Below are 25,543 nucleotides of genomic sequence, written 5' to 3'. Positions count from 1 at the left end.
ATCGGCATGACTGACGAACCGCAGAACACCCCCAACGAAAACAGCTATGGCGCCGATTCGATCAAGGTCCTCAAGGGCCTGGACGCGGTGCGCAAACGTCCCGGCATGTATATCGGCGACACCGACGACGGATCGGGCCTCCACCATATGGTGTTCGAGGTCTCCGACAACGCGATCGACGAGGCGCTCGCCGGCCATTGCGACCGGATCGTCATCACCCTGAATCCCGACGGATCGGTCTCGGTCGAGGATAATGGCCGCGGCATCCCGACCGGGATCCACAGCGAGGAAGGCGTCTCGGCGGCCGAGGTCATCATGACCCAGCTCCACGCCGGTGGAAAATTCGACAACACCAACGACGCCAACGCCTACAAGGTGTCGGGTGGCCTCCACGGCGTCGGCGTCTCGGTGGTCAACGCGCTCAGCGACGTGCTCGACCTGACGATCTGGCGAGACGATGAAGAACATTATATGCGCTTCCAGCGCGGCGACGCGGTCGCGCCGCTCAAGGTCGTCGGCCCTGCCAACGGCAAGAAGGGCACCAAGGTCACCTTCACCCCCTCGGCCGACACCTTCAAGATCACCGAGTTCGATTTCGACAAGCTCGAGCATCGCTATCGCGAGCTGGCCTTCCTCAACTCGGGGGTGCGGCTGTTCCTGATCGACGCCCGCCATGCCGAGGAAAAGCAGGTCGAACTGTTCTATGAAGGCGGCATCGCGGCCTTCGTCAAATATCTCGACCGCACCAAAATTCCGCTGATGCCCGAGCCGGTGGCGATCCACGGCCAACGCGACGATGTCGGCATCGACGTCGCGCTCGAATGGAACGACAGCTATTATGAGCAGGTCCTCTGCTTCACCAACAACATCCCGCAGCGCGACGGCGGCACCCATCTCGCGGCGTTCCGCGCCGCGCTGACCCGCACCCTCAACAACTATGCCGAGAAATCGGGCGCGCTGAAGAAGGAGAAGGTCAGCCTCACCGGCGACGACATGCGCGAGGGGCTGACCGCGATCGTCTCGGTCAAGCTGCCCGATCCGAAATTCTCGTCGCAGACCAAGGACAAGCTGGTCTCGTCCGAGGTCCGCCAGCCGCTCGAAAGCCTGATGGCCGACAAGATGGTCGAATGGCTCGAGGAAAATCCGCAGCATGCCCGTTCGATCATCCAGAAGGTGATCGACGCCGCGGCCGCGCGCGAGGCCGCCCGCAAGGCGCGCGAGCTCACCCGGCGCAAGGGGGTGATGGACATCGCCTCGCTGCCCGGCAAGCTTGCCGACTGCCAGGAGCGCGATCCGTCGAAGTGCGAACTGTTCCTCGTCGAGGGTGACTCGGCCGGCGGTTCGGCCAAGCAGGGACGCAACCGCGAGAATCAGGCGATCCTGCCGCTCAAGGGCAAGATCCTGAACGTCGAGCGCGCCCGCTTCGACCGGATGCTGTCGTCGAAGGAAGTCGGCACGCTGATCCAGGCGATGGGCACCGGCATCGGCCGCGACGACTTCAACCTCGAAAAGCTGCGCTACCACAAGATCGTCATCATGACCGACGCAGACGTCGACGGCGCGCATATCCGCACCCTGCTGCTGACCTTCTTCTACCGGCACATGAAGCCGATCATCGAGGCCGGCCATCTCTATATCGCCCAGCCGCCGCTCTATAAGGTCAGCAAGGGCCGCTCGGAGGTCTATCTCAAGGACGATTCCGCGCTCGACGAATATCTGGTGACCGCGGGTCTCGGCCTGATGGTGCTCGAGACCCAGGGCGGCGCGCGATCGGGCGAGGATCTGCGCACCGTCGTCGAACATGCCCGGCGGATGCGCTCGCTGATGCGCTTCGTGCCGCGGCGCTACGATCCCAAGATCGTCGAGGCGCTTGCGCTGACCGGCGCGCTCGCGCCCGATGCCGGCGACGCCGCGCACCGGGCGTCGGCCAGCGCGGTCGCCGCCTGGCTCGGCAACACCGATCCCGAAGCGGCCTGGTCCGGCGAAGTGTCGGAGGAGGGCGGCTATCATCTGCGCCGGCTGTGGCGCGGGGTGACCGACCACCACATCATCGACGCCGCCTTCGTGCGCTCGGCCGAGGCGCGCAAGCTCCACACGCTGGCGTCCGAACAGGCCGAAAGCTTCGCGACCACCTCGCGGCTGGTGCGCGGCCGCTCGATCCAGGCGGCCGATGGTGACGATTCGGACGACGTGCCCGATACCCGCGGCACCGCGATCAACAGCCCCGCCGAACTGCTCGAGGCGATCCTCGCCGCGGGCCGCAAGGGCATGTCGGTCCAGCGCTACAAGGGTCTGGGCGAGATGAACGCCGAACAGCTGTGGGAAACCACGCTCGATCCGGCCAACCGCGCGATGCTCCAGGTCGAGATCCAGCAGGCCGACGTCGCCGACGAGATCTTCACCCGGCTGATGGGCGACGTCGTCGAACCGCGCCGCGAGTTCATCCAGGACAATGCGCTGTCGGTCGCCAATCTCGACGTCTGACGGGATGGGGCGGTCCGCCGTCCCATCCCCGACCATTGCGACGCGTCAGATGCCGCCGAGATAGTCCATCTTGCCGATCGGCGCGCCCTTCGACCGCATGATCGCGTAGGCGGTCACGACGTGGAAGAAGAAGTTGGGCAGCCCGAAATTGTTGAGATGGTCGATCGCGGTCGCGCGGAATTCGTTGCTCGGAGTCTTCAGCACGACTTCGGCCTGTTCGCGACCGTCGATCGTCGCCGGGTCGATGCTGTCGAGATAGGCGATCGTCCGCGCGATCCGGTCGAGCAGCTCGGCAACCGTCTTCTCTTCGTCGGCAAAGCTCGGCGGGGTAGCGCCGGCCAGCCGCGCGGCAACGTTTTTCGCGCTATCGCTCGCCATCTGGATCTGGCGGGGCAGCGGCAGCATGTCGGGCGCCAGCCGCGCGTCGAGCCATTCGGCTTCCGTGATCGGCGTCGCCGCGAAATGATCGGCGCTCTTGATCACGACCCGGGCGAGATTTTCGAGCGCGCGGCGAAAGACCGGAAGCGAAGCCTGCGAGAGCGTGAGAGCCATGGGCATGTCCTTGAGGGAAGAGTGCATCGGTAGCGCCGACAGATCGGCGCTCGGGCACCATGTTTCAACTCGGTCCGCGACATTGCGCCGCGGAAAAACAAATCGCCCGCCTGCCGGGGGGACTGGGCAGGCGGGCGACCGGCCGGCTGCGGCAAAGGGGAACCGCGCCTTCGGGGAAAGGGATCAGCGTGCCAGCGTCGCGACCGCGGCGATCTGGTTCGGGCTGTAGCCGAGGTCGCCCAGGCTGCGGGCGATCTCGGACACGTCGGCTCGGCGGCGCACCTCGCACACGAACCGGCGCAGCGTATCGAGGCGCGGATCGGCGAGCGGCAGGCTGGAGCCGGCTCCGGTCGCACGGCGCAACAGCCGCGCGAACCAGCCATTGCCCTGCGCCATCTCGCCGGCTTCCTTGATCGCGATCGCCACGACCTTCCATTCGAGCGGAGAGAAGAGCGCGGTCGCTTTCATACCGTTTTTCGCCGTTCCAACCATGAAATCCTCCATCATCTTGATGGCCTTTTCGTCGAGTTGCGCACGCTTCGCTGTGATCTCGGCCACAGGCGAAACAATTTGGCTGAAAAATCCGCTGACCGCGTTCTCGACGCCGGGTGGCATGCGGGGACGAAGGCGGCTAAAGCCTGCCGCCATAGACCGTAAAGCGGATGAATGGACCATGACCGAACCGACCGACACCCCCGAGACCGAAGCCGCAGCGGCCCCCGCCGAAGCCGCCGTCGCCGATACGCCGCCGGATCGGCTCTCGATCCATCCGTCGAGCCCCTATTTCGGCGGCGATCTGCTCGAACGTGGCATCGGCATCCGCTTCAAGGGCGTCGAGAAGACCAATGTCGAGGAATATAGCATCAGCGAATCCTGGGTCCGGGTCGCCGTCGGCAACACCCGCGATCGCAAGGGCAACCCGCTGACGATCAAGCTGCAGGGCCCGGTCGAAGCCTATTTCCGCGACATCGCCGACCAGGCCTGACAATCGCGATGGTCGTCCGCATCGCCTCCGGCCGGCTCGCCGCCGAGATCGCCGCCGAAGGCGCGGAGCTGGTGCGGCTGACCGATCTCGCGACCGGCGACGAACTGTTGTGGGACGGCGATCCGGCCTTCTGGACCGGACATGCACCGATCCTGTTTCCGATCGTCGGCACGCTGCGCGACAACCATTATCGTTGGCAGGGGCGCAGCTATGAACTGCCCCGCCACGGCTTCGCCCGCCGCCGCACCTTCGCATTGGTCGCGCAGGATGCGGCGTCGGTCACCTTTCGGATCGAGGCCGATGCCGCAAGCCGCGCGGTCTGGCCGTTCGACTTCGCGCTCGACATGCGATTCGCGATCGGCGGCGACCGGCTGGAGATACGCGCGACGGTGACCAACCGCGGCGACGGCCCGATGCCGGCAAGCTTCGGCTTCCATCCGGCGCTGCGCTGGCCGCTGCCGGGCGGGGCGGTCAAGGCCGACCATGCCATCCTCTTCGACCGCGACGAACCCGCACCGGTGCGGCGGCTCGACGCCGACGGGCTGGTCATGCCCGAAAGCTTCGCGACCCCGATCGAAGGACGCCGCCTCGCGCTCGACGACAGCCTGTTCGCCGGGGACGCGCTGATCCTCGACCGGCCGGTCAGCCGGGCGCTCACCTATGGCGCACCCGGCGCGACCCGGATCGCGGTCGATTATCCCGACATGCCGCAGATCGCCTTCTGGATGAAGCCCGGCGCCGATTATCTGTGCATCGAGCCATGGCAGGGCCATTCGGATCCCGCCGGCTTCGACGGCGAGATCGGCGACAAGCCGGGGATGGTGACGATCGCCGCCGGCGAGGCCCGCGATTTCATGATGGGATTGCGGCTGCTCGCAGCCTGACCGCGGCATGGCCTGACGATCAGGCTGCTGTGGTCCGGTCCCGATACGCTGGAACCGGACCACGGGCCGCCTGACGCTTCGCAGGCCCTTCCCGGGGGGCGCCACGGCCCGAAGGCGGCGGCGATGGAAGGACGTCGAAAAATGCCCAACAGGGGCAGGGGACGCCACGCAACTTACAAAAGCCGATGCAACCGATACACGCCAACTAAGCCCGCGACCGCGCGTCCGAAGTGACGAGGATCACAATGGCGGCAAAGTGCGAAAATTTTACAATCGCATGTGGTTAATCGACGATAGGCATGATTTTCACGACCGGTTGAGCCCCTCTTGCTGCCCATCGGGCCGCGACCGCCGTTCAGCGCTCCGCAACCCGGGAACCGCTAGGCGCAATGCGATTCGGCCGCGGGATTTCGGCCGGGATATGGGGCATATGATGCTTGGCAGTCGTCCGGATAAGCGATAGGTCCGCCAGCCACGATGCCGCGCGCAACCACTCTCCGGAACCGGGACAAGATGTCGTCATGAGCTGGGCGAAGAAGGCCGCCAAATATGCGCTGTTCGGGGCGCTGGCGGGCCTGGGGGCCCTGATCATCGCGGTGCTGATCGCGATGGCCTCGCTCCCCGGCTTCAACGAACTCAAATCGAGCCCCAACGGTCAGATGGTGCGCGTTCGCGCCGCTGATTCATCGGTGATCGTCGCGCTCGGGCCGAGCTATGGCGACTGGCTCACCGGCAACCAGATCCCCGACGTCATGAAGAAGGCGATGGTCGCGGTCGAGGATCGCCGCTTCTACATGCACCCCGGCATCGACCCGGTCGGCATGGCGCGGTCGGTGTGGGTGGCGTGGGAACGCAAGGGCACCGGCCGGCGGCTCCAGGGCGCCTCGACGATCACCCAGCAGCTCGCGCGCAACATCTTCCTGACCAACAGCTATGACATCGGCCGCAAGTTCCGCGAGATCATCCTGGCGCTGGCGATGGAGCGCAAATTCTCGAAGGACCAGATCCTCGAACTCTATCTCAACCGGGTCTATTTCGGTGGCGGCGCCTATGGCATCGACGCCGCCAGCCGCAAATTCTTCGGCCATCCCGCCAACAAGCTGAGCCTGGGCGAGGCCGCGATCATCTCGGGGCTGGTCAAGGCGCCCTCGCATTATTCGCCGACCGCCGACCGCGAGGCTGCGGTCGACCGCGCCAAGGTCGTGCTCGAGGTGATGCAGGATGCCGGCGCGATCACCCCCGAAGAGGCCGCCAAGGGCGACCCCGACAAGGTCCAGCTCGCCCCCGAGACCGATCAGAACGCGGTGCGCTATTTCACCGACTGGGCGCTTGCCCAACTCGACGACCTGATAGACGAACAGGTCGAGCCGATCGACGTCTGGACGACGATCGACCCGATGATGCAGGCGGCCGCCGATCGCGCCATCCGCGCCAACGCCCCCGACGGCGCGCAGGGTGCGCTGGTCGCACTCGACCGCGACGGTGCGGTGCGCGCGATGGTCGGCGGCAAGGACTATGTCTCGTCGATCTACAACCGCGCCACCGCCGCCCAGCGCCAGCCGGGATCGGCATTCAAGCTGTTCGTCTATCTCGCGGCGATGGAATCGGGGCTCAAGCCCGACACCCCCGAGGTCGACGAGCCCGTCCAGATCGGCGACTGGAGTCCGCGCAACAGCAACCGCCAGTTCGCCGGCAATATCGACATCCGCACCGCCTTCGCCTTCTCGATCAACACCGTCGCCGCCAAGCTCGGCTCGCAGGTCGGTTTCGACGCGGTGGCCGACATGGCGAAGCGCTTCGGGATCAGCACCCCGATCAACACCCATCCGTCGATGGTGCTCGGCACCTCCGACGTCCGCCTGATCGACATGACCCGCGCCTTCGCCGCGGTGTCGCGCAAGGGCGTCGCGGTGGTGCCTTACGGCATCGTCAAGGTGACCACCGCCAAGGGCACGACCCTGTACGAGCATCAGTCCGACGACAATCGGGTGCTGGTGGCCCCCTGGGTCGCCGCCGAGATGACCGACTTGCTGCAGACCGCGGTCAACACCGGCACCGCGCGCGCCGCCCAGATCGGCCGTCCGGTCGCGGGCAAGACCGGGACCACCTCGTCGAACAAGGATGGCTGGTTCCTCGGCTTCTCGAGCGGGATCACCACCGGAGTCTGGATGGGCCGCGACGACGCCAAGGCAATTCCCGGGCTGCAGGGCGGCCGCGCGCCGGCGCGCGCCTTCGCCGATTTCATGCGGGTCGCGGTCGCCAAGCGCCCGGTCGAGGCGTTCGAGACCCAGGTCACCCTGCCCGAATGGCAGCTCGAGCCCGATGACGAGGCCTATTTCGGTCAGCCGACCGACGGCGTTCCTGCCGAGGCCGATCCGATGGACAGCGCGCTCGACGCCGCGGGCGTGCCCGAGGAGGGCGGCGCGACGCCGCCGGCCGTCCAGCCCGGTCCGCCGCCGGCCGACACCGCCGCAACGCGGCCGGCCGCTCCGACCCCGAAGCCGGCGGCAGCGAAGCAGCAGCTCGACCAGCAGTGGCTGGATGGCGTGATCGGTCGCGGCGAACGGCAGCCGGCAAAGCCGCCGCGGCAATAATCAGACGTCGCGACCGAGCCAGTAGAGGCTCGACCCGTGCGCGCGCAGCCAGGCGCGCTCGGCGCGCGGCTGGCGGCCGAGCAGGCGCGCGACCGCGTCGTGGAAGGCGGCGCTATGGTCCATGTGGAGCCGGTGCGCGACCTCGTGCGCGACAGTCGCCTCGAGCACCGCGGGCGGCGCCAGGATCAGCCGCCAGCTGTAGCGGATATCCCCGGTCGACGAGCAGCTCCCCCAGCGCGCGCGCGGATCGGCGACCGAGATCCGGCCGATGCCGACTCCCGCCAGCGCCGCGAAGCGGCGTGTCTCCTCCTCCAGCCGTTCGGCGGCGAGCTTCCTCAGCCAGCGCAAGACCCGCGGGGCGAGCAGTTCGGCGGGCCCCGCCACCAGCAGCCGGTCGCCGTCGCGGCGCACCCCGCGCCCAGCGCCCATGTCGATCCGCAGCAGCTCGCCGGCGACGCTCAGTTCCATGCCGTCGACGATCGGCCGCGGACCGGGCAGCGCGGCCAGCGCGGTCTCGACCCATTCGCGCTGGCCCTCGACCCACCGCATCGCGTCCTTGAGCGAGCTGCGCTTGGGCAGCACCAGCCGGACGCCGCCGTCGCGCGGATCGACCGACAGCCGCATCCGCCGCGCCTGCGCCATCCGACGGACGATCAGCGGCCGGCTGCGGCCGCCACCGGTGAAGACGAGATCAGAGGTCGCGTTCGACAAGATGATGCTCGAGATCGCCGGCCTCGTCCTCCGACACCGTCCAGCCGCGCACCGAGATTCCGGCGCGATGGACCGATTCGGGATCGCCGGTCAGCAGCGGATGCCAGTCGGGCAGCGGCAGCCCCTCGTCGAGCAGCCGATAGGCGCAGGTCGACGGCAGCCAGTCGATCTGGCGCAGCTTGGCCGGGGTCAGCCGCACGCATTCGGGGACGAACATCCGGCGATGCTTGTAATCCTTGCACTGGCCCGAGCGGCGGTCGAGCATCCGGCAGGCGACGTTGGTCGCGAGCAGTTCGCCGGTCTCCTCGTCCTCGAGCTTGTGCAGGCAGCATTTTCCGCAGCCGTCGCACAACGACTCCCATTCGGCGCGGCTCATCTGGTCGAGCGTCTTGGTCTCCCAGAAAGGCGGCTGTGCGGACGTCAGGCCGGTCATCTGGTCCATTTCGCCATTTCGGCGGCGATCGCCTCGGGCTTCTCATCCTGGGGGATCAGCGCCAGCGGCGCGCCGGTGGGATCGAACAGCACCGTCTGGCGCGAATGGTCGACCAGATAGCCATCGGCCGAACCACCCTCCTGCTTCTTGTAGTAGATCGCATATTCCTTTGCGACCGCCGCGATCTCGGCCTCGCTGCCGGTCAACCCGATCAGCTTGGGATGAAAGGCGCTGACGAACTGCTTGAGCACCGCCGGGGTGTCGCGGGCAGGATCGACCGAAATGAAGATCGGCCGGATCTTCGCCGCGATCGCCGGTTTGTCGGCCTCGAGCCGGCGATAGCCCTTCATCAGATTCTGGACATCGACCGGGCAGACGTCGGGGCAATAGGTATAGCCGAAATAGATCAGCCGATATTTGCCCGCGAAATCGCGGTCGCTGACCCGATGACCGTCCTGGTCGGTCAGGGTGAAGGGCCCGCCCAGCCTGGTGCCCTCGAGCGGCGGGGTCGTCGGCCCACCGCTGCAACTGGCGAGCAGCGGCGCCAGGGCGAGCAGGCAGGCGGCCAGCCGCAGCGCGCGCGAGGATGCGGGATTGTTCATGGTAGCAGCAGCCATGCTTTGCTATGCCCCCGGTTGCAAGATCGGATGCGTGGATCGGACGGGAGCGATATGGTTGGTGGCCGGCTGATGGCAAAGAGCCTTTTGAAGATCGTCGGCGCGGCGACGCTGGCCCTGGCGGTGACGGCACCGGCCGCGGCGCAGTTTTCGGCGAGCTATAAATTCCTCAAGGCGGTTCGCGACGCGAACGGCGACGATGCGACCAAGGCGCTCGAAGGATCGGGCTCGACGCTCGTCAACACCCGTGACCCGAGCAGCGGCGACGCCGCGCTGCACATCACCATCGGCCGACGCGACCTGACCTGGACCAGCTTCATGCTCGGCAAGGACGCGAACCCCAATATTCGCAACAATGCCGGCGACACCCCGCTGATCGTCGCGGCGCGGATCGGCTTCATCGAGGGCGCGACCCTGCTGCTGTCGCGCGGCGCCTCGATCGACCTGCCCAACACCGGCGGCGAGACCGCGCTGATCATCGCGGTCCAGCAGCGCGACCTGCCGATGGTGCGCTTCCTGCTCGGCAAGGGCGCCGATCCCAAACAGGCCGATCGCATCGCCGGCAAGTCGGCGCGCGACTATGCCGCCGAGGATGCGCGCGCGTCGGTGATTCTCAAGCTGCTCGACGATACGCCAGCGGTGGCGAAGCCGAAAATGTCCGGGCCAAAATTATAGGCCCTGCTCGCCGAACGGATCGAGATCGCCCCATAGCCGCCGTGCCGATCGTCGCGCGAACCGCAGGGTCTCGGCCTTGCGGCGCGCGCCCGGGAGCGGACGGTAGAGCGGTTCGCGCAGGATCGCCGCATCGTAGCGATCGGCGCAGATCAGTCCGGCGACGTCGGGGCGGAACGCCTCGGTCGCGAATGGCGACAGATCGAAGCCACACGGCACCGCCCAGAAGAAGCGGTCGCAATAATCGAGATAATCGGGCCATTTGCCGTCACCGAGCAGGTCGGCACGCGACACCTTGATCTCGACGATGGTGATGATGCCCTTCGGATCGATCGCCATCACGTCGGCCCGCCGGCCATTGCCGAGCGGCACCTCGACCAAAGGCGCCATCTGGTGGCGCAGGAACAGCCGCGCCACCCCGCGCGCGACGTCCTGCGCGACGAGCGGAACCGGTGCGAGGGCAAGGCTTTCGGGGTCGGTCGCCATGGGTCGACACTAGAACAAGACGGGAACGGTTGAAACCGGATTCCTATAGCATCGCCGCCGCGAGCGCCTCGGCCCGGGGATGGTCGAGTTCCACCACCCAGAGATCGGGATCGGACCGGCGGCGTCGGGCGATATAGTCCGATGCCGCTCCGGGCTCCGCGAAATCCTTCGGGCCGACCGGTTCGAGCGCGTGGCCGGCATCGAAACGCCAGAGCCGCTCGACGATGCGCCGGGTGACGCCGCGGTCGGCGATGACGAGCAGGATCGCGCCGGCGATCGCATCGCCCCTGGCCAGCACCATCGCCGACCCGCCTTCGCCTTCGATCCGGCGGATCATCGCCGACACCAGCATCCCCGAGGCCGCCCGGGCTTCGATCATCGTGCCTCGATCATGATGGCCGGGCGTAGCCGGGCAGGGTGGCCAGCGCGATGCGCGAGCGCATGAAGGTGCCGGTACCGCGCGCGACCTCGTCGCCGTCGGCATCGATCAGCCGGGCGTCGGCGACCAGCACCCGCCGGCGCCCGCTGACCCACCGGCCCTCGGCGACGAGGTTGCCCTTGTGGATCGGACGGGTCAGGAACAGGTTGAACGCCGTGGTCAGCAGGAAATGGTCGGTGATCAGGCTGTTCGCCGCATAGAAGGCGGCGTCGTCGAGCATCTTGAAATAGGTCGTGCCATGGACCGCGCCGGCGGCATGATAGACGCTCTCGTCGACCAGAAAGTGAATGCGCGCAAAGCCTTCGCTGACGATCTCGAGCCGCGATTTGAAGATGTTGTTGATCGGCGCCGCGGCATAGAGCTGCTCGAGCGCGCGATAATGCGCATCGGCCCCCGAGGGCGCCCCCGAACCTGCCGGCCCTTCGCCCGCCACCGGCCGATCAGGCCGCGTTGCGCGCTTCGTCGGAGGCGAACAGCGCGTAGAGCGCGTCGTTCGATCCCGCGCCGCGCAGCTTGGCGACGAACGCCTTGTCGCGCATCCGCCGGCTGACCCGGGCGAGCGCCTTGAGATGCTCGACCCCGGCGTCGACCGGCGACAGCAGCATGAACACCAGGTCGACCGGAAGATCGTCGATCGCCGCGAAATCGACCGGGGCGGTGAGTCGCCCGAACACCCCGATGACCTTGTCGAGTCCTTCGATCCGGCCATGCGGGATCGCCACGCCGCCACCGAAGCCGGTCGATCCCAGCCGCTCGCGCTCGGCGAGCTTCTCGACGATCAGCTTGGCATCCTTATCCACCAGCTTGGCAGCGATAGCCGCAAGCTGCTGGAAAAGGGCTTTTTTATTAGGGGCGACGATGGCGCCCTGAAGCGCCTGCGGCACGAGCAGGTCGCTCAGGTCGTCCATCGATTTGGCAGTGGTCATTCGACGAGCTTCTGTCCCCCCTCAGGCCGCCCGGCTCGGTTCCACCCAGCCGATTGTCCCATCGGTGCGCCGATACACCATATTGAAGGCGCCGGTACCAGAATTTCTGAACAGCAGCGCGTTGGTGTTGCGCAGGTCGAGCATCATCACCGCATCGGACACGCTCGCATCGGGCACGTCGACCCGGGTTTCGGCGATCACCACCGGATTGTCGGTGAGAACCTCCTCGTCGGCCGGGGCATCGAACACCGTATAGCCGGCATTGTCGTCGATCGTCTCGAGCACCGGCGCGGCGGCGCCGTTGCGGCTCTTGAGGCGCTTCATATAACGGCGGAGCTGGGTTTCGATCCGATCGGCGGCCTGGTCGAAGGCCGGATGGGCCTCCATCGCATGGCCGGTGCCCTTGAGGATCACGCCGTGCATAACATGGGCGACGATATCGCAGGAAAATCCGTTGCCATGCTGTCCTCGACCGAAGGTGACATGGGCCGAAAGGCTGCGGGAAAAATATTTGTCGGCAACCGCTTGAAGCCGTTCCTCGACATGGACTCGCAGCGCTTCGCCGGTGTCCACCTGATGTCCCGAAACACGGATTTCCATCTCTACCTCCAATCTTATGCTGGACCGGCACCGCGTGCAGGCCCGCTGTTCAAGCTCTCCGCTAGCTCGCGACACCCTCCAGCCAGAGGGCATCTTTGAGACCAGCTATAAAGTGTCTGTGCTTCTCCAGTTCCTCCTCGCTTGCGATATGGGGTCTCGCCGGCCGAACAACAGCCTGTGGCCGCGGATGGACGGGATCGAGCGAGACGGTGATCGGCCCAGTCGCTTCAACCTCTTCGGTTTTCAGCAAAAGTCCGATCTGCCGGCCGCCGGTCAGCTCGACATAGAGCTGCGCCAGCAACTGCGCGTCGAGCAGCGCGCCATGTTTGACGCGGTGGCTGCGGTCGATGCCATAGCGGCTGCACAGCGCGTCGAGGCTGTGCTTGGCGCCCGGATGCGCCTTGCGGGCGATCGCCAGCGTATCGATCATCCGGCCGAGATCGATCTCGGGATGGCCGCAGGTCTTCAGTTCCCAGTTGAGGAAGCCGAAGTCGAAGGTCGCATTATGGGCGATCAGCGGGCTGTCGCCGAGAAATTCGAGCAGCGCCTGGGCCTGCGACGCGAACAGCGGCTTGTCGCTGAGAAAGCGTTCGCTCAGCCCGTGCACCGCCTCGGCCTCGGCCGGCATCGAGCGTTCGGGATGAAAATAGCAGTGGAAGCTGTTGCCGCTCTCGACCCGATTGATCAGTTCGATGCAGCCGATTTCGACGAGTCGATGCCCGTCCGCGGCGCTTAGCCCCGTGGTTTCCGTGTCGAAGACGATTTCGCGCATGAGCGACAATATCGGACTCCATGCGCCGCTAGGCAAGCGATGAGATGCCGGACCTGTCGATGGGTGCGCTCGCGGCTCACCCCGGTGTCGATGACGAAGTCGGCGCGTGCGCGCTTGACATGATCGGGCACCTGCAGCGCGCGGATATGCTTGAATTTGGCTGGATTCATATTCGGCCGCGCCAGCACCCGCCGGCGCTGCCGCCAGCCTGGCGCCGATACCACCACCGATGCATCGACGCTGCGCCACCCCTTCTTTTCGAACAGCAGCGGGATATCGAGCACGACGATCGGCCGCGATCGGTGGCGACTCAGGAATTTGCGGCGCGACTCGAGCAGCACCGGATGGATCAGCCGTTCGAGTCGGCGCAGCGCCTCGCGGTCGCCGAGCACATGGCGCGAGAGCACCGCACGATCGATGCCGGCCGGGGTGGCGGTCCCGGGGAACAGCGCCTCGATCGCCTCGACTAGCGCGCCGCCGGGTCCCTGGAGCCGGTGGACCTCGGCATCGGCATCATAGACCGGCACCCCGGCGCGCGCGAACATCGCCGCGACGGTGGACTTGCCCATGCCGATCGATCCGGTGAGGCCCAGCAGGATCATGCGGTCAATTTCGCCCGCAAGGCGGCATCGCCGTCCCGCGGCGCCGGTACGCCGAAGAAAAGTTCGAACGCCTCGGCGGCCTGGCCGATCAGCATCGCCAGCCCGTCGATCGTTTCCAGCCCCCGTGCACGCGCCTGCGCGAGCAACGGGGTCTCGAGCGGGTCATAGACGATATCATAGACCACCGACCCCGGCGGCACATGGCTGAAGTCGACCGCCAGCGGCGGCTTGCCAGTCATACCGAGCGGGGTGGTGTTGACGATCAGGTCGAACAGGCCGGTACGATCGTCGAAAGCGAAATCCGTGGGTTCGGCGAAATGGCTGAGAGGAACGACGAGCTCGCCGGTCCCGAAATCCTCGTTCGGTGCGAAGCTGGCCCGCAACATCCGCGCGGCATCGAGATCGCGCGCGACGACGACGACGGTGAAGCCGGCGTCGTGGAGCGCGAGCGCGATCGCCTTTGCGGCACCGCCGGCGCCGAGCAGCCGCGCCATCCGAAACAGGTGCGGCTGCTTCAGAAAGGATCTCAACGGCTCGAGAAATCCAGCATAATCGGTATTATAGCCGACGAGCCTGTCACCTTCCGGCCGCACGCAATTGACCGCGCCGATCCGCTCGGCGGCGCTGTCGATCCGGTCGAGCAGCGGGATCACCGCCTGCTTGTGCGGAATGGTGATGTTGCAGCCGCGCCAGGCCGGGTCGATCCGGCGCGCTTCGAAATAGCTGACAAGATCCTGCGACCGGATATGAGCCGCGCGATAATCGGCCGCGATTCCCGCCGCTTCGAGCCAATATTTGTGGATCAGCGGCGACTTGCTGTGGCCGATCGGGTCGCCGATCACCTCGGCATAGGGCGTACGATTGTCGAGGCTCATGCCGCCAGGATTCCGCGCACGCGCAGATAGTCGAGCAGCGGCAGCAACGGCAGCCCCTGGATCGTGAACTGGCTGCCCTCGACCTTGGCGAACAGCTGGATCCCCGGCCCCTCGATCCGATAGCCGCCGACGCAGCCGGCGATCGCCGGCCATTCGGCATCGAGATAGCCGTCGATGAACGCATCGCTCATCGTCCGCATATGGAGGCGCGCGACATCGACATGGCGCCACACCGGTTCGCCGGCCTGGCAGATCACCGCCGCGCTGAACAGGCTGTGGCGGGTCCCCGCCATCCGCCGCAGCAGGTCGCGCGCTTCGTCGCGGGTCGCGCTCTTGTCGACCATCGTGCCGTCGTCGAGCGCGACCGTCGAATCGCAGCCGAGCACCAGTGCGGTCGGATGGCGGCGCGACAACTTGGTCGCCTTGAGCTCGGCGAGCGCATCGGCGAGCTGGCGCGCGTCATGGCCCTCGCGGCGCAACGCGAGCTTCATGCCGTCTTCGTCGACGCCGGCGGCTTCGGCGCGATGGGGCACCATCGCCGCGTCGAGCATCGCCCGTCGCGCGGTCGACTGCGACGCTAGGATCAGCGATGTCATGCCGGCCTTCTTTCTTCCCGGGCCGCAGGCCCGCTAGGTTCGGATATCATTCGGGGCCGATGCCCTGCTTTTCGTTGACCAGATTGATGATCGCGGCCGCGGTCTCTTCGATCGAGCGGCGGGTGACGTCGATCACCGGCCATCCCTGGTCGGAGAAGATCCGCCGCGCGAACGCCAGTTCGGCCGCGACCGCTTCCTGGTCGACATAGGCGGTTTCGGGCGACTGGTTGAGCGAGAGCAGCCGGTTGCGCCGGATCTGGATCAGCCGGTCGGGGCTGGTGGTGAGCCCGACGATCACCGGATGAACGAGCTGATAGAAGGACGGCGGCGGCGGCGATTCCATCACCAGCGGCACATTGGCGACCTTGTAGCCGCGATTGGCGAGATAGATCGAGGTCGGCGTCTTCGACGATCGCGACACCCCGGTCAGGACGATGTCGGCCTCCTCCCAGTCTTCGGGCGCGATGCCGTCGTCATGCGCGATCGTGTACTGGATCGCATCGACCCGCGCGAAATAGGCGGCGTCGAGGATGTGCTGACGCCCCGGTCGCGCGATCGCTTCCTGGCCGAGCAGGCGCGACAGCGCCTCGATCACCGGGTCGAGCGCCGAGACGATCGGCAGCGACAGGGCATGGCACCGCGATTCGAGCCGCTTGCGGACATCGTTGTTGACCAGGGTGAAGATCACCAGCCCCGGGCGCTGGGCGATTTCGAGCATGATCCGGTCGAGATGGCCGACCGAGCGCACCATCGGCCAGAAATGCTTGATCGTCTCGACCCCCTCGAACTGGGCGAGCCCGGCCTTGGCGATATTCTCGAGCGTCTCGCCGGTCGAATCCGACAGGAGGTGGAGGTGGAGCCGAACCATCGATGCGTTCACCGCTGGATGAGTCTGTGGAAAACCATGGTGATGGCGCTAGCGGAAAGCACGGGATCGTTTCAAGCCGGGCATCGATCCCCGCTGAGCCTGCGGCCATTCGACACTTCATCCACAGATCGTCCACTGGGGGACGAGCCTGTGGATAATGGGAATGGAATCAATGACTCGGTGAAGGACGGGCGCTTTGCATGAGTCAAGCTGTTGGCAATCACGCCAACTGTGAATAAACCCCGCGATCCAACGGCCTACAAACACTTCAGTTCCTAATTCTTAGAATCTTAAAGGAAGAATATGGTTGCGCGCCTCGCCTCCGAAGCCCCCGAGGGCGCCGACCGCGCCCTGCTCGCCGTGCTCCGGGGTGAACGCCGCGACCCACCGCCAGTGTGGCTGATGCGTCAGGCCGGACGCTATCTTCCCGAATATCGTGCGCTTCGGGCTGAAAAGGGCGGATTCCTCGCGCTCGCCTATGACAGCGACGCGGCGTCGGAGATCACCCTGCAACCGATCCGCCGCTTCGGATTCGACGGGGCGATCCTGTTTTCGGACATCCTCGTGATTCCGCACGCGCTCGGTCAGGATCTCTGGTTCGAGACCGGCGAAGGCCCGCGGCTCGCCCCGAAACTGGTCGATCATGCGCTCGAGAATCTGGTCGCGGCCCCCGAACGGCTCGATCCGATCTTCGAGACTGTGCGCAAGGTTCGCGCGCAACTGCCGGACTCGACGACTTTTCTCGGATTCGCCGGCGCCCCCTGGACCGTCGCGACCTATATGGTGGCGGGGCAGGGCAGCAAGGAACAGGCCGAAACCCGGCGTCTCGCCTATCGCGATCCGCAGGCTTTCGAGGCGATCATCGACCGGCTGGTCGACGCGACCGTGTCCTATCTGCGCCGACAGATCGATTCAGGGGTCGATGCGGTCCAGCTGTTCGACAGCTGGTCGGGGAGTCTCGCGCCAGCCGAATTCGAACGCTGGGTGATCGCGCCGACCGTGGAGATCGCCAAGCGACTCCATGCGTCGCACCCGGGGACACCGGTGATCGGCTTTCCGAAGGGCGCCGGCGGCAAGCTTGCGGCCTACGCCCGGGAGACGGGTGTCGATGCGGTCGGACTCGATGAGACGGTCGATCCGTCATGGGCCGACGCGAATCTGCCCGAGGGGCTGCCGGTCCAGGGAAATCTCGATCCGCTGGCCCTGATCGCCGGCGGATCCGCGCTCGATCGGGCGATCGATCGGATCAGGGGGGCTTTTCCAACGCGGCCACATGTGTTCAATCTGGGCCATGGCATCCTGCCCGACACCCCGATCGCCCATGTCGAACATCTGCTCGCGCGTCTGCGCGGCTGAGCGGCGATGATGATCGAGGGCGGCCTGCCGATGGGCTTTCTGGGCAATGCCTATCCCTGGGTAAAGGCCGGCCATGTCATCTTCGTCATCTTCTGGATGGCGGGGCTGTTCATGCTGCCGCGCTTCTACATCTACCATTGGGCGAGCAAGCCGGGATCGCCCGAGGATCGCGCCTGGGTCGAGCGCGAACGGCGGCTGCGATCGATCATCATCACCCCGGCGATGGTGATCGTCTGGATCTTCGGGGTGACTCTGGCCTTCGACCAGGGACTGTGGACCACGCCCTGGTTCCTCGCCAAATTCGCGACGGTGTTCGCGCTGAGCGGATTCCATGGCTGGGCGGTCGGCTATGGCCGCAAGATGGCGGCGGGCTATCGCGCGCCGTCGGACAAGTCGCTCAGGCTGATGAACGAGATTCCCGGAATCGCCACCGCGGTGATCGTGATCCTCGTGATCGTGAGACCGTTCTGACCCGCGCTTGAAGCGAAGGATCGCCGTCACCACATCCATCCCATCGCCGCGGCCTCCCCGGGGGAGTCACGGACCGTGCGGCGGTGGCGCGTCATCGCTTGACTTGAATCGCCGCCGCGCTTACCGCGGATTCAGAACAGGCCTCCCATTCGAGTGAGGCTTTTTTTCCAGCTCGCTATCGCTATTCGCGCACCATTGGCGGCCCAATTTCCAGGACATCAGGAAAAGTCCATGCATCTCAAGGACCTCAAGAAAAAAAGCCCGGCCGAACTGGTCAGCATGGCCGAAAGCCTGGGGGTCGAAAGCGCATCGACGATGCGCAAGCAGGATCTGATGTTCGCGATCCTCAAGGTCGAGGCCGAGAATGGCGAGCAGATCATGGGTCTCGGCACGATCGAGGTTCTCCCTGACGGTTTCGGCTTTCTGCGCAGCCCCGAGGCCAATTATCTCGCCGGTCCCGACGATATCTATGTCTCGCCGAACCAGGTCCGCAAATTCGGCCTGCGCACCGGCGACACCGTCGAAGGCGAGGTCCGCGGTCCCAAGGACGGCGAGCGCTATTTCGCACTCACCCGGTTGATCTCGATCAATTTCGACGATCCCGACGTCGTCCGCCACCGGGTCAACTTCGACAATCTGACCCCGCTTTATCCGGAAGAGAAGCTGGTCCTCGACACCTCGGATCCGACGGTGAAGGACAAGTCGGCGCGGGTGATCGACATCATCTCGCCGCAGGGCAAGGGCCAGCGCGCGCTGATCGTGGCGCCGCCGCGGGTCGGCAAGACCGTCCTGCTCCAGAACATCGCGAAGGCGATCACCGACAATCATCCCGAGGTCTTCCTGATCGTCCTGCTGATCGACGAGCGGCCCGAGGAAGTCACCGACATGCAGCGCTCGGTGAAGGGCGAGGTGATCTCCTCGACCTTCGACGAACCTGCCCAGCGCCACGTCCAGGTCGCCGAGATGGTGATCGAGAAGGCCAAGCGGCTGGTCGAGCACAAGAAGGACGTCGTGATCCTGCTCGATTCCATCACCCGCCTCGGCCGCGCCTACAACACGGTGGTGCCGAGCTCGGGCAAGGTGCTGACCGGCGGCGTCGATGCCAACGCGCTGCAGCGGCCGAAGCGTTTCTTCGGTGCGGCCCGCAACATCGAGGAAGGCGGTTCGCTCTCGATCATCGCGACTGCGCTGATCGACACCGGCAGCCGCATGGACGAGGTTATCTTCGAAGAGTTCAAGGGCACCGGCAACTCGGAAATCGTCCTCGACCGCAAGGTCGCCGACAAGCGCATCTTCCCGGCGATGGATGTCGGCAAGTCGGGTACCCGCAAGGAAGAGCTGCTCGTCGACAAGGGCAAGCTGTCGAAGATGTGGGTCCTGCGCCGCATCCTGATGCAGATGGGCACGATCGACGCGATGGAATTCCTGCTCGACAAGATGAAGGATTCGAAGACCAACGAGGATTTCTTCGACTCGATGAACCAGTAGGACGGCGATCGCCGGCCCGCGCACGGGCCGGCACCGACATGGCTCGACACCGGCCGAAGTTTCGCTACGGATAGGCCATGCTCGAGCTCTGGAATCACATCGTCGCCGATTTTTCGAACATCGGCTCGCCTTCGGCGCTCGCCGCGTTCGGCCAGGTGCTGATGATCGACGTCATGCTGGCGGGCGACAATGCGATCGTCGTCGGTGCGCTCGCCGCCGGCCTGCTCGCCAAACAGCGCAAGCAGGTGATCCTGATCGGGATCATAGCCGCGCTCGTGCTGCGGATCATCTTCGCGATCGGGGTCAGCGCGCTGATGAACATCGTCGGCCTGGTGCTCGCCGGCGGCCTGCTGCTGCTGTGGGTCGCCTGGAAGATGTTCCGCGAGCTGCGCAGTTCGACCGGACATGGCGAGGATCCGACGGCGCATGACGGGGTTCCCCAGCCCAGGAGCTTCCTGGGGGCGGCCTGGTCGGTGGCGCTTGCCGATGTTTCGATGAGTCTCGACAATGTCCTTGCGGTGGCCGGTGCGGCCCGCGAGCATCCCGGCATATTGGTGATCGGCCTGCTGCTGTCGGTCGCGCTGATGGGGATCGCCGCCAATCTGATCGCCCGCTATATCGAGCGTTACAAATGGATCGCCTATGTCGGTCTGCTCGTGATCCTCTATGTCGCGGTCAAGATGATCTACGAAGGCGGCCATCAGGTCCTGCCATTCCTCAACTGAGTTTCGGCACCGGTTTTGAGCCGGGGCCATTGTCCTTTGCTTGATTCTGCTTGGCCGGAATGCGGTGAGCTGCGCTCATTTTCTTGATTCTACGGCTACGACCAAAGTCTAATCATGAATTGATCTCAAGTAATACTGTAGAATATTTCAAAGTATTATGGCGATATGCGTGTCGGTTAACTTTACAATCGCGCAGTGTCGGATTTTTTTACAGTATGGCTTGCGTGGATTTGCTGTATTTACCCAAGAAGTAACAATTTTTTACTGGAGAAATTCGGGAGGGCTTGCTAGGGGCGCATCATAAGGTGCCGTATTGGAATCCATCGCGGCGCACCAAACAAGCTTAGTCGGGGCATAAGATGCGCATTTCTCGTGTTTTTCCAATGCTTTTGGCCGGTGCGTTGCTGGTGGGCGGCGCGAATCAGGCCGATGCCGCGCTGCTCTCCGGCGTGAATGCGCTGAAGGAATGGAATCTCATCGTCTTCAACAATGTGACGTCGAGTTCCGAGGTCGAGGGCCGCAGCTTCATCGGCGGCAATCTCGACGGCAACTCGTCCAACTATAATATCGCGCCGGGCAACATCGCCTCGCAGAACAACAATCCGGCGCTGACCGTGGTCGGCAACGTCACCGGCGGCACCAAGAATCTGAACAATGCCGGCGGCGCCAATATCGGCGGCAATCTGGCCAGCCAGAACGGATTCAACCTCAACGGCGGCAACCAGACCCTCAACATCGGCGGTAGCTCGACGCAGACCAACATCAACCAGAATACGGTCAACGCGAACAAGGGAGCCAGCTTCACCAACGAGTTGATCGCGCAGCGCGATCTGCTGGTCTCGTCGCTCGGTTCGGGCACCAACGGCCTGGCGTCGAACCTGAAGGCGCTGACCAACACCGGCACCGGCACGATCGCCAATAACCGGCTGACGATCAACGCGACCAACGCCAACGCCCTCAACGTGTTCAGCGTCACCTCGTCGCAGCTCGACAGCATCGGCGAATTGTCGGTGACCAACGCCAGCGGCGCGACGACGGTGATCAACGTCTCGGGGACCAACATCACCCTCAACGACAATTTCATCAGCCCGGCGTCCGAGCTTGGCCGCAACGTGATCTGGAATTTCTACGAGGCGACCTCGCTGTCGCTGAGCACCGCCTTCTACGGCACGATCCTGGCGCCCAACGCCGCGGTCACCACCAGCAACTTCGTCGAAGGTACGCTGGTCGCCAACTCGCTGGTCCAGAATGGCGAAGTCCATATGGACAGCTTCCAGGGCGATCTGTCTTCGGTCGGCGGCAGCGTCTCGGCGACCCCCGAGCCGAGCACCTGGGCGATGCTGATCCTGGGCTTCGGCCTGATCGGGGCGATCCTGCGCCAGCGCCGCCCCGCGGTGACCGTGCGGCCCGCCTTCGCCGGCTGATCGACGGCATAGATGATGTAAAAGGGAAGGGGCCCGCTTCGGCGGGCCCCTCCTTTTTGTCTCGACAGGATCGTTCCCGGAAGAGCCGGCGAGCCCTCCAGGAGAGCGGCTCAGGGCGCCATCAGGGGATCAATACGGTCGATCCGGTGGTGCGGCGCCCCTCGAGCGCTCGATGTGCCTCAGCGACGTCGCCAAGGGCAAAACGCTGACCGATATTGATACGGATCGTTCCCTTCTCGATCGCCTCGAACAGATGCGCGGCGACGCTGCGTTTCTCCTGCGGGGTCGGCATATAATCGCCCATGGTCGGCCGGGTCACGAACAATGAACCATGGCGCAGCAGCTCGAGCGGCGCGAACGGCGGTACCGCGCCCGACGCATTGCCGAAGGTGATCAGCAGTCCGCGGCGACGTAGCGAATTCAGCGACGCGTCCCAACTGGCCGCGCCGACGCCGTCGAAGCTGACATGCACACCCTCGCCATCGGTGGCGGCGCGGATCTTGGCAGCCAGTTCCTCATAGCCACCATGGAGCGCGACATCGGCGCCGGCCTGGCGCGCGATATCGGCCTTCGCTTCCGAACTGGCATGGGCGATCACCCTGACGCCGATCGCGTGGAGCCACTGGACGAGGATCTGTCCGGTGCCGCCGGCAGCGGCGGTGACCAGCGCGGTCTCACCGGGCTTGATCTCGGCGCAGCGGAAGATCAGCGCCTCGGCGGTGAGACCCTTGGTCATTGCCGCCACCGCGATCTCGTCGCTGATCGATTCCGGCAGCGCGATCAGGCTGTCGGGATCGGCGATCGTCGCGCTGGCATAGCCGCCCTTTGTGTAGACCCGCTGCCCGACGGCGAAGTCGGTCACGCCCTCGCCGATCGCCACGATCGTCCCGGCGCCTTCCTCGCCGAGCAACAGCGGAAGCTCGCCGGGGTAGAGGCCGGTTCGGCGATAGGTGTCGATGAAGTTGAGCCCGACCGCGCTGTGGCGGACGAGCAGCTTGCCCGGCGGCGGTGCGCCGGGATCGAACGTCTCGCGTTCGATCACCTCGGGCCCGCCAAAGGCCCGGGCGATCATCCGATAATCGCCGCTCAAGCGAGGTGCTCGGCGAAGAAGGCAGCGGTGCGGCCATCGGCCAGCTCGGCGGCGGCATCGTCGCGACGCTTGCCGAAGGTCGTCGCGAAGCCATGGTCGAGCCCGACATAGTCGTGGAGCGTCACCTTGGGATGCGGATCGAGCCCGTCATGCATCGCCTTCTGCGATTCGGGAGAGACGAAACCGTCGCTGGTCGGAATATGCAGCATGAGCGGGCGGGCGATCGCCTTGGCCTCGCCGAGCAGCCCATCGATCCCCACCCCATAATAGCCGACGCTCGCATCGATGTCGGTGCGGGCCGCGGTCTTGTAGGCGAGCCGGCCGCCGAGACAGTAGCCCACTGCGCCGACCTTGCCGCCGTCGACGAGTTTGCGGGCGGCGTGGATCGTCGCTTCGATGTCCCGGATTCCCAGATCCTGGTCGAACTCGCCGAACAGGCCGAAGCCGCGCTGCATTTCCGCCTCGACATCGGGATCGAGTTCGATGCCGGGTTCGATCCGCCAGAACAGGTCCGGCGCGATGGCGAGGTAGCCCTGCGCCGCCCATTGATCGCATTTGGTACGGATGCCGGGGTTCACCCCGAAAATCTCCTGGATCACGATGATCGCGGCGGTCGGCGTGCCCTGGGGCTCGGCGACATAGGCACCGAACTGCGCCGCGCCGTCCAGGGTGGTGATCTCAATCGTCTTGCCCACGAAACAGGTCCTTTCGTTCATGATTCAGCAGCCACTGCTTGGCGGATATGCCTGCACCGGCCGAATAATGGCCGATCGCACCACCGCTGCCGGTCACGCGGTGGCAGGGGACGACGATCGGGAATGGGTTGCGGCTGCAGGCCTGGCCAATCGCGCGCGGACCCGATGCGGCGATCCGGGCGAGTGCACCATAGCTGAGCTGGTCGCCATAGCCGATCGCCATGATCGCCGAGCGCAGCGCATTGCCCCGCTCGCTCGCCAGTGGGGCAAGCGGAAGGTCGAAGATGTGCATTCGGCCGGCGAAATAGCCTGCAAGCTGCTCCAGTGCCTCGCGAACGGGCGCGTCGGGATCGCCATCGAGCGGCGGTGCGTCAATGCCGGGAGCGAGGATGTGGATCGCACGCACATGCCGGGCGTCGCCATCGATCAGCACCAGGCCGATCGGCGAGGGGAGGGTCGCTTGTGCCATTGCCGCTTGCCTGCGATAACCCCAAAGCGATGGGAGGGAGACCGAGCGTCTCCCGGCCCGAGATCGCCTATTGCCTAAGCGCCTGACCGGCCAGTTTCAACGCCTTTGGGAGGATGCCCGATGAAAGTTGCACGCGCATGAAAGTGACGTTCGACGTCGACTGCACCCCGGAGGAAGCCCGCCGGCTGATGGGACTGCCCGATCTTACCCCGCTGCATGACATCTATCTCGATCGGATGAAGCGGATGGTCGAAGAGGGGGTCACCCCTGACACGCTCGAGGCGATGATGCGAAGCTGGATGCCGATGGGCGAAACCGGTTTCTCGATGTGGCGATCGATGATCGATCAGATGGGTGGCGGCGCGGCACGGCCTCCGCATGATTCGGGCAAATAGCCGTCCGGTGGTCATGGCACGACGCGAATAGCGGTCTTTCGCGATGATGATCGACGACACGATCTACGCCTTGTCGAGCGGCGCGCCGCCGGCGGGGATCGCGGTGGTGCGGATCAGCGGGAGCCGAGCAGGCGCGATGCTCGATCGTTTTACCGGAGGACGTCGCCCGGCTCCGCGCCAAGCCGTCTTGCGCGCGTTGCGCGATCCCGCCGACGGCGGTCTGCTCGATCAGGCACTGATCCTGTGGTTCCCGGGTCCGGCGACCGCCACCGGCGAGGATCTCGCCGAGCTTCATCTGCATGGCGGCCGCGCGGTGGTTGCGGCGATATTGACCTGCCTTGGCCGCGAACCCGGACTGCGCGCGGCGACCGCGGGTGAATTCACCCGACGGGCCTTTTCCAACGGGCGGATCGATCTGATCGAAACCGAGGCGCTGGGCGATCTGCTTGCTGCCGAGACCGAGGCACAGCGCCGCAACGCGATTCGATTGGCCGATGGCGCACTGAGCCGGGCGGTCGAGGCTTGGCAAATGCAATTGCTGAGCCTGTCGGCGCGGATCGAGGCGGCGCTCGATTTTGCCGATGAGGAGGATGTCGCGCCGCCCGACATCGCCGCTGATCTCGCGCGGCTGGCGGGGGAGATCGAACGGTGGCGCGGCAGGCCGGCGGTCGAGCGGCTGCGAGATGGGGTGAGGGTGGTGCTGGCGGGACCGCCCAATGCCGGCAAGTCGACCCTGCTCAACGCGCTGGTCGGCCGCGAGGCGGCGATCGTCACGCCGATCGCCGGCACCACGCGTGATCTGGTCGAGGTGCCGGTCGCAATCGGAGGGGTCGCCTTTCTGCTCACCGATACGGCGGGGCTGCGCGACGATACGAGCGACCTCGTCGAGGCAATTGGCGTTGAGCGAGCGCAGCGCGCGGTCGAAACCGCCGATATCCTCTTGTGGCTGGGCAACCCCGACGAAGCCCGCGATCGGTCGCGGATAGCGGTGGGCGCGAAAGCCGATCAGCGGTCGCTCGATCCAGGGGCGTATGACGTGGTCCTGTCGGCCACGACCGGCGCCGGCATCGACCATCTGATCGCGATGTTGATCGAGCGAGCCCATCGGTTGCTCCCCGTCGAAGGCGAGGTGGCGCTCAATGCGCGGCAGCGTCTCGCGATCGATGGAGTCGCCGCCGGCCTCGCCGAAGCAATCGCCGGGGATGATCTGATTCTCGTTGCCGAATCGCTTCGCGCCGCGCGCCATGCGATCGACGGGCTGACCGGCAGGGCCGGGACCGAGGCGCTGTTCGACTCGCTGTTCGGTGCCTTCTGCATCGGCAAGTGATGTTTCA

The 25,543-nt window shown here is 65.7% G+C and carries 30 protein-coding genes; 12 read left to right on the top strand and 18 right to left on the bottom strand.

What is annotated here, in order from left to right; translation table 11 throughout:
* Positions 1-6: 6 nt before the first annotated feature.
* Positions 7-2,484 (top strand): DNA topoisomerase (ATP-hydrolyzing) subunit B, encoded by a 2,478-nt coding sequence (gene gyrB, locus AC1RM6_RS14660; protein WP_493102423.1) that lies wholly within the window; start codon positions 7-9, stop codon positions 2,482-2,484.
* Positions 2,485-2,529: 45 nt separating this feature from the next.
* On the opposite strand, the gene AC1RM6_RS14655 is transcribed toward gyrB, so the two are convergent.
* Both AC1RM6_RS14655 and AC1RM6_RS14650 read right to left on the bottom strand, forming a co-directional pair.
* The gene (locus AC1RM6_RS14655) at positions 2,530-3,036 is read right to left on the bottom strand and encodes a DUF1993 domain-containing protein (RefSeq protein ID WP_493102421.1); all 507 of its coding nucleotides are present in this window, start codon (positions 3,034-3,036) and stop codon (positions 2,530-2,532) included.
* 183 nt (positions 3,037-3,219) lie between these two features.
* Positions 3,220-3,651, bottom strand: a complete 432-nt coding sequence (locus AC1RM6_RS14650; RefSeq protein ID WP_493102419.1) for a hypothetical protein — start codon at positions 3,649-3,651, stop codon at positions 3,220-3,222.
* A gap of 58 nt (positions 3,652-3,709) precedes the next feature.
* On the opposite strand from AC1RM6_RS14650, the gene AC1RM6_RS14645 reads away from it, so the two are divergent.
* The 3 genes from AC1RM6_RS14645 (at position 3,710) to AC1RM6_RS14635 (ending at position 7,499) form a co-directional block, all read left to right on the top strand.
* Positions 3,710-4,021, top strand: coding sequence for a DUF3297 family protein (locus AC1RM6_RS14645; RefSeq protein ID WP_493102417.1), 312 nt, complete (start codon positions 3,710-3,712; stop codon positions 4,019-4,021).
* An 8-nt stretch (positions 4,022-4,029) separates the two neighbouring features.
* Positions 4,030-4,905, top strand: a complete 876-nt coding sequence (locus AC1RM6_RS14640; RefSeq protein ID WP_493102415.1) for an aldose 1-epimerase family protein — start codon at positions 4,030-4,032, stop codon at positions 4,903-4,905.
* Between the two features lie 521 nt (positions 4,906-5,426).
* Entirely contained in the window at positions 5,427-7,499 is a 2,073-nt protein-coding gene (locus AC1RM6_RS14635) for a transglycosylase domain-containing protein (protein ID WP_493102413.1), read from the top strand.
* On the opposite strand, the gene AC1RM6_RS14630 is transcribed toward AC1RM6_RS14635, so the two are convergent.
* The 3 genes from AC1RM6_RS14630 to AC1RM6_RS14620 are packed head-to-tail and all read right to left on the bottom strand — an operon-like array spanning position 7,500 to position 9,260.
* On the bottom strand, positions 7,500-8,141 hold the full coding sequence (locus AC1RM6_RS14630; RefSeq protein ID WP_493102933.1) for a M48 family metallopeptidase: 642 nt from the start codon (positions 8,139-8,141) through the stop codon (positions 7,500-7,502).
* 49 nt (positions 8,142-8,190) lie between these two features.
* Positions 8,191-8,652: a YcgN family cysteine cluster protein gene (locus AC1RM6_RS14625; protein WP_493102411.1), complete on the bottom strand. Its 462-nt coding sequence runs from the start codon at positions 8,650-8,652 to the stop codon at positions 8,191-8,193.
* Positions 8,640-9,260 carry an SCO family protein gene (locus AC1RM6_RS14620; protein ID WP_493102409.1) on the bottom strand — a complete coding sequence of 207 codons (621 nt, stop codon included), beginning with the start codon at positions 9,258-9,260 and terminating at the stop codon, positions 8,640-8,642. Before AC1RM6_RS14620 ends, AC1RM6_RS14625 begins: the two co-directional genes overlap by 13 nt.
* A 72-nt stretch (positions 9,261-9,332) precedes the next feature.
* On the opposite strand from AC1RM6_RS14620, the gene AC1RM6_RS14615 reads away from it, so the two are divergent.
* Complete coding sequence (locus AC1RM6_RS14615) at positions 9,333-9,935, top strand: ankyrin repeat domain-containing protein (protein ID WP_493102407.1); 603 nt, start codon at positions 9,333-9,335, stop codon at positions 9,933-9,935.
* Here AC1RM6_RS14615 and AC1RM6_RS14610 read toward each other — a convergent pair.
* From AC1RM6_RS14610 to AC1RM6_RS14565, 10 genes are all read right to left on the bottom strand, one after another.
* Positions 9,930-10,418, bottom strand: coding sequence for an MmcB family DNA repair protein (locus tag AC1RM6_RS14610; protein ID WP_493102405.1), 489 nt, complete (start codon positions 10,416-10,418; stop codon positions 9,930-9,932). The two genes, AC1RM6_RS14615 and AC1RM6_RS14610, sit on opposite strands and share 6 nt — an antisense overlap.
* A gap of 43 nt (positions 10,419-10,461) precedes the next feature.
* A complete protein-coding gene (locus AC1RM6_RS14605; RefSeq protein WP_493102403.1) occupies positions 10,462-10,797 on the bottom strand; it encodes a DUF1491 family protein in 336 nt (111 codons plus the stop codon).
* A gap of 10 nt (positions 10,798-10,807) precedes the next feature.
* Positions 10,808-11,290, bottom strand: coding sequence for a PaaI family thioesterase (locus tag AC1RM6_RS14600; protein WP_493102401.1), 483 nt, complete (start codon positions 11,288-11,290; stop codon positions 10,808-10,810).
* A gap of 7 nt (positions 11,291-11,297) precedes the next feature.
* Entirely contained in the window at positions 11,298-11,765 is a 468-nt protein-coding gene (locus AC1RM6_RS14595; RefSeq protein ID WP_493102931.1) for a PTS sugar transporter subunit IIA, read from the bottom strand.
* 39 nt (positions 11,766-11,804) lie between these two features.
* Positions 11,805-12,383 carry a ribosome hibernation-promoting factor, HPF/YfiA family gene (gene hpf / locus AC1RM6_RS14590; RefSeq protein WP_493102399.1) on the bottom strand — a complete coding sequence of 193 codons (579 nt, stop codon included), beginning with the start codon at positions 12,381-12,383 and terminating at the stop codon, positions 11,805-11,807.
* A 61-nt stretch (positions 12,384-12,444) separates the two neighbouring features.
* Positions 12,445-13,155 carry a DNA polymerase III subunit epsilon gene (gene dnaQ, locus AC1RM6_RS14585; protein WP_493102397.1) on the bottom strand — a complete coding sequence of 237 codons (711 nt, stop codon included), beginning with the start codon at positions 13,153-13,155 and terminating at the stop codon, positions 12,445-12,447.
* Positions 13,116-13,757 carry a dephospho-CoA kinase gene (coaE, locus tag AC1RM6_RS14580; protein ID WP_493102396.1) on the bottom strand — a complete coding sequence of 214 codons (642 nt, stop codon included), beginning with the start codon at positions 13,755-13,757 and terminating at the stop codon, positions 13,116-13,118. Before coaE ends, dnaQ begins: the two co-directional genes overlap by 40 nt.
* Complete coding sequence (aroE, locus tag AC1RM6_RS14575; RefSeq protein WP_493102394.1) at positions 13,754-14,632, bottom strand: shikimate dehydrogenase; 879 nt, start codon at positions 14,630-14,632, stop codon at positions 13,754-13,756. Before aroE ends, coaE begins: the two co-directional genes overlap by 4 nt.
* Complete coding sequence (locus tag AC1RM6_RS14570; protein WP_493102392.1) at positions 14,629-15,228, bottom strand: Maf family protein; 600 nt, start codon at positions 15,226-15,228, stop codon at positions 14,629-14,631. Before AC1RM6_RS14570 ends, aroE begins: the two co-directional genes overlap by 4 nt.
* Before the next feature lie 46 nt (positions 15,229-15,274).
* Entirely contained in the window at positions 15,275-16,096 is an 822-nt protein-coding gene (locus AC1RM6_RS14565) for a pyruvate, water dikinase regulatory protein (protein ID WP_493102391.1), read from the bottom strand.
* A gap of 303 nt (positions 16,097-16,399) precedes the next feature.
* On the opposite strand from AC1RM6_RS14565, the gene hemE reads away from it, so the two are divergent.
* The 5 genes from hemE to AC1RM6_RS14540 all read left to right on the top strand — a co-directional run bounded on the left by hemE (position 16,400) and on the right by AC1RM6_RS14540 (position 21,560).
* On the top strand, positions 16,400-17,452 hold the full coding sequence (gene hemE / locus AC1RM6_RS14560; protein ID WP_493102389.1) for a uroporphyrinogen decarboxylase: 1,053 nt from the start codon (positions 16,400-16,402) through the stop codon (positions 17,450-17,452).
* A 6-nt stretch (positions 17,453-17,458) separates the two neighbouring features.
* Complete coding sequence (locus tag AC1RM6_RS14555; RefSeq protein ID WP_493102387.1) at positions 17,459-17,923, top strand: CopD family protein; 465 nt, start codon at positions 17,459-17,461, stop codon at positions 17,921-17,923.
* 231 nt (positions 17,924-18,154) lie between these two features.
* Positions 18,155-19,411: a transcription termination factor Rho gene (gene rho / locus AC1RM6_RS14550; RefSeq protein WP_493102385.1), complete on the top strand. Its 1,257-nt coding sequence runs from the start codon at positions 18,155-18,157 to the stop codon at positions 19,409-19,411.
* Between the two features lie 77 nt (positions 19,412-19,488).
* Positions 19,489-20,136 carry a YjbE family putative metal transport protein gene (locus tag AC1RM6_RS14545; RefSeq protein WP_493102383.1) on the top strand — a complete coding sequence of 216 codons (648 nt, stop codon included), beginning with the start codon at positions 19,489-19,491 and terminating at the stop codon, positions 20,134-20,136.
* 407 nt (positions 20,137-20,543) lie between these two features.
* The gene (locus AC1RM6_RS14540; protein ID WP_493102381.1) at positions 20,544-21,560 is read left to right on the top strand and encodes a choice-of-anchor A family protein; all 1,017 of its coding nucleotides are present in this window, start codon (positions 20,544-20,546) and stop codon (positions 21,558-21,560) included.
* A gap of 121 nt (positions 21,561-21,681) precedes the next feature.
* Here AC1RM6_RS14540 and AC1RM6_RS14535 read toward each other — a convergent pair whose 3' ends face one another.
* From AC1RM6_RS14535 to AC1RM6_RS14525, 3 genes are read right to left on the bottom strand one after another with little or no spacing between them, the layout of a single operon-like run.
* Entirely contained in the window at positions 21,682-22,650 is a 969-nt protein-coding gene (locus AC1RM6_RS14535) for a quinone oxidoreductase family protein (protein ID WP_493102379.1), read from the bottom strand.
* A complete protein-coding gene (locus AC1RM6_RS14530) occupies positions 22,647-23,366 on the bottom strand; it encodes a dienelactone hydrolase family protein (RefSeq protein WP_493102377.1) in 720 nt (239 codons plus the stop codon). Before AC1RM6_RS14530 ends, AC1RM6_RS14535 begins: the two co-directional genes overlap by 4 nt.
* Positions 23,329-23,814 (bottom strand): methylated-DNA--[protein]-cysteine S-methyltransferase, encoded by a 486-nt coding sequence (locus AC1RM6_RS14525; RefSeq protein WP_493102376.1) that lies wholly within the window; start codon positions 23,812-23,814, stop codon positions 23,329-23,331. The genes AC1RM6_RS14530 and AC1RM6_RS14525 overlap by 38 nt, the downstream gene beginning before the upstream one ends.
* Before the next feature lie 137 nt (positions 23,815-23,951).
* Here AC1RM6_RS14525 and AC1RM6_RS14520 point away from each other — a divergent pair, with 137 nt between their 5' ends.
* Together AC1RM6_RS14520 and mnmE are read left to right on the top strand one after the other, a co-directional pair.
* Positions 23,952-24,209 carry a DUF6489 family protein gene (locus tag AC1RM6_RS14520; protein WP_493102375.1) on the top strand — a complete coding sequence of 86 codons (258 nt, stop codon included), beginning with the start codon at positions 23,952-23,954 and terminating at the stop codon, positions 24,207-24,209.
* Positions 24,210-24,258: 49 nt separating this feature from the next.
* Positions 24,259-25,536, top strand: coding sequence for a tRNA uridine-5-carboxymethylaminomethyl(34) synthesis GTPase MnmE (mnmE, locus tag AC1RM6_RS14515; RefSeq protein WP_493102930.1), 1,278 nt, complete (start codon positions 24,259-24,261; stop codon positions 25,534-25,536).
* Positions 25,537-25,543: the final 7 nt, after the last annotated feature.

It is taken from the genome of Rhizorhabdus sp. GW822-FHT03C02, assembly GCF_058801765.1.
This window is presented reverse-complemented; position numbering and strand designations above follow the sequence as displayed.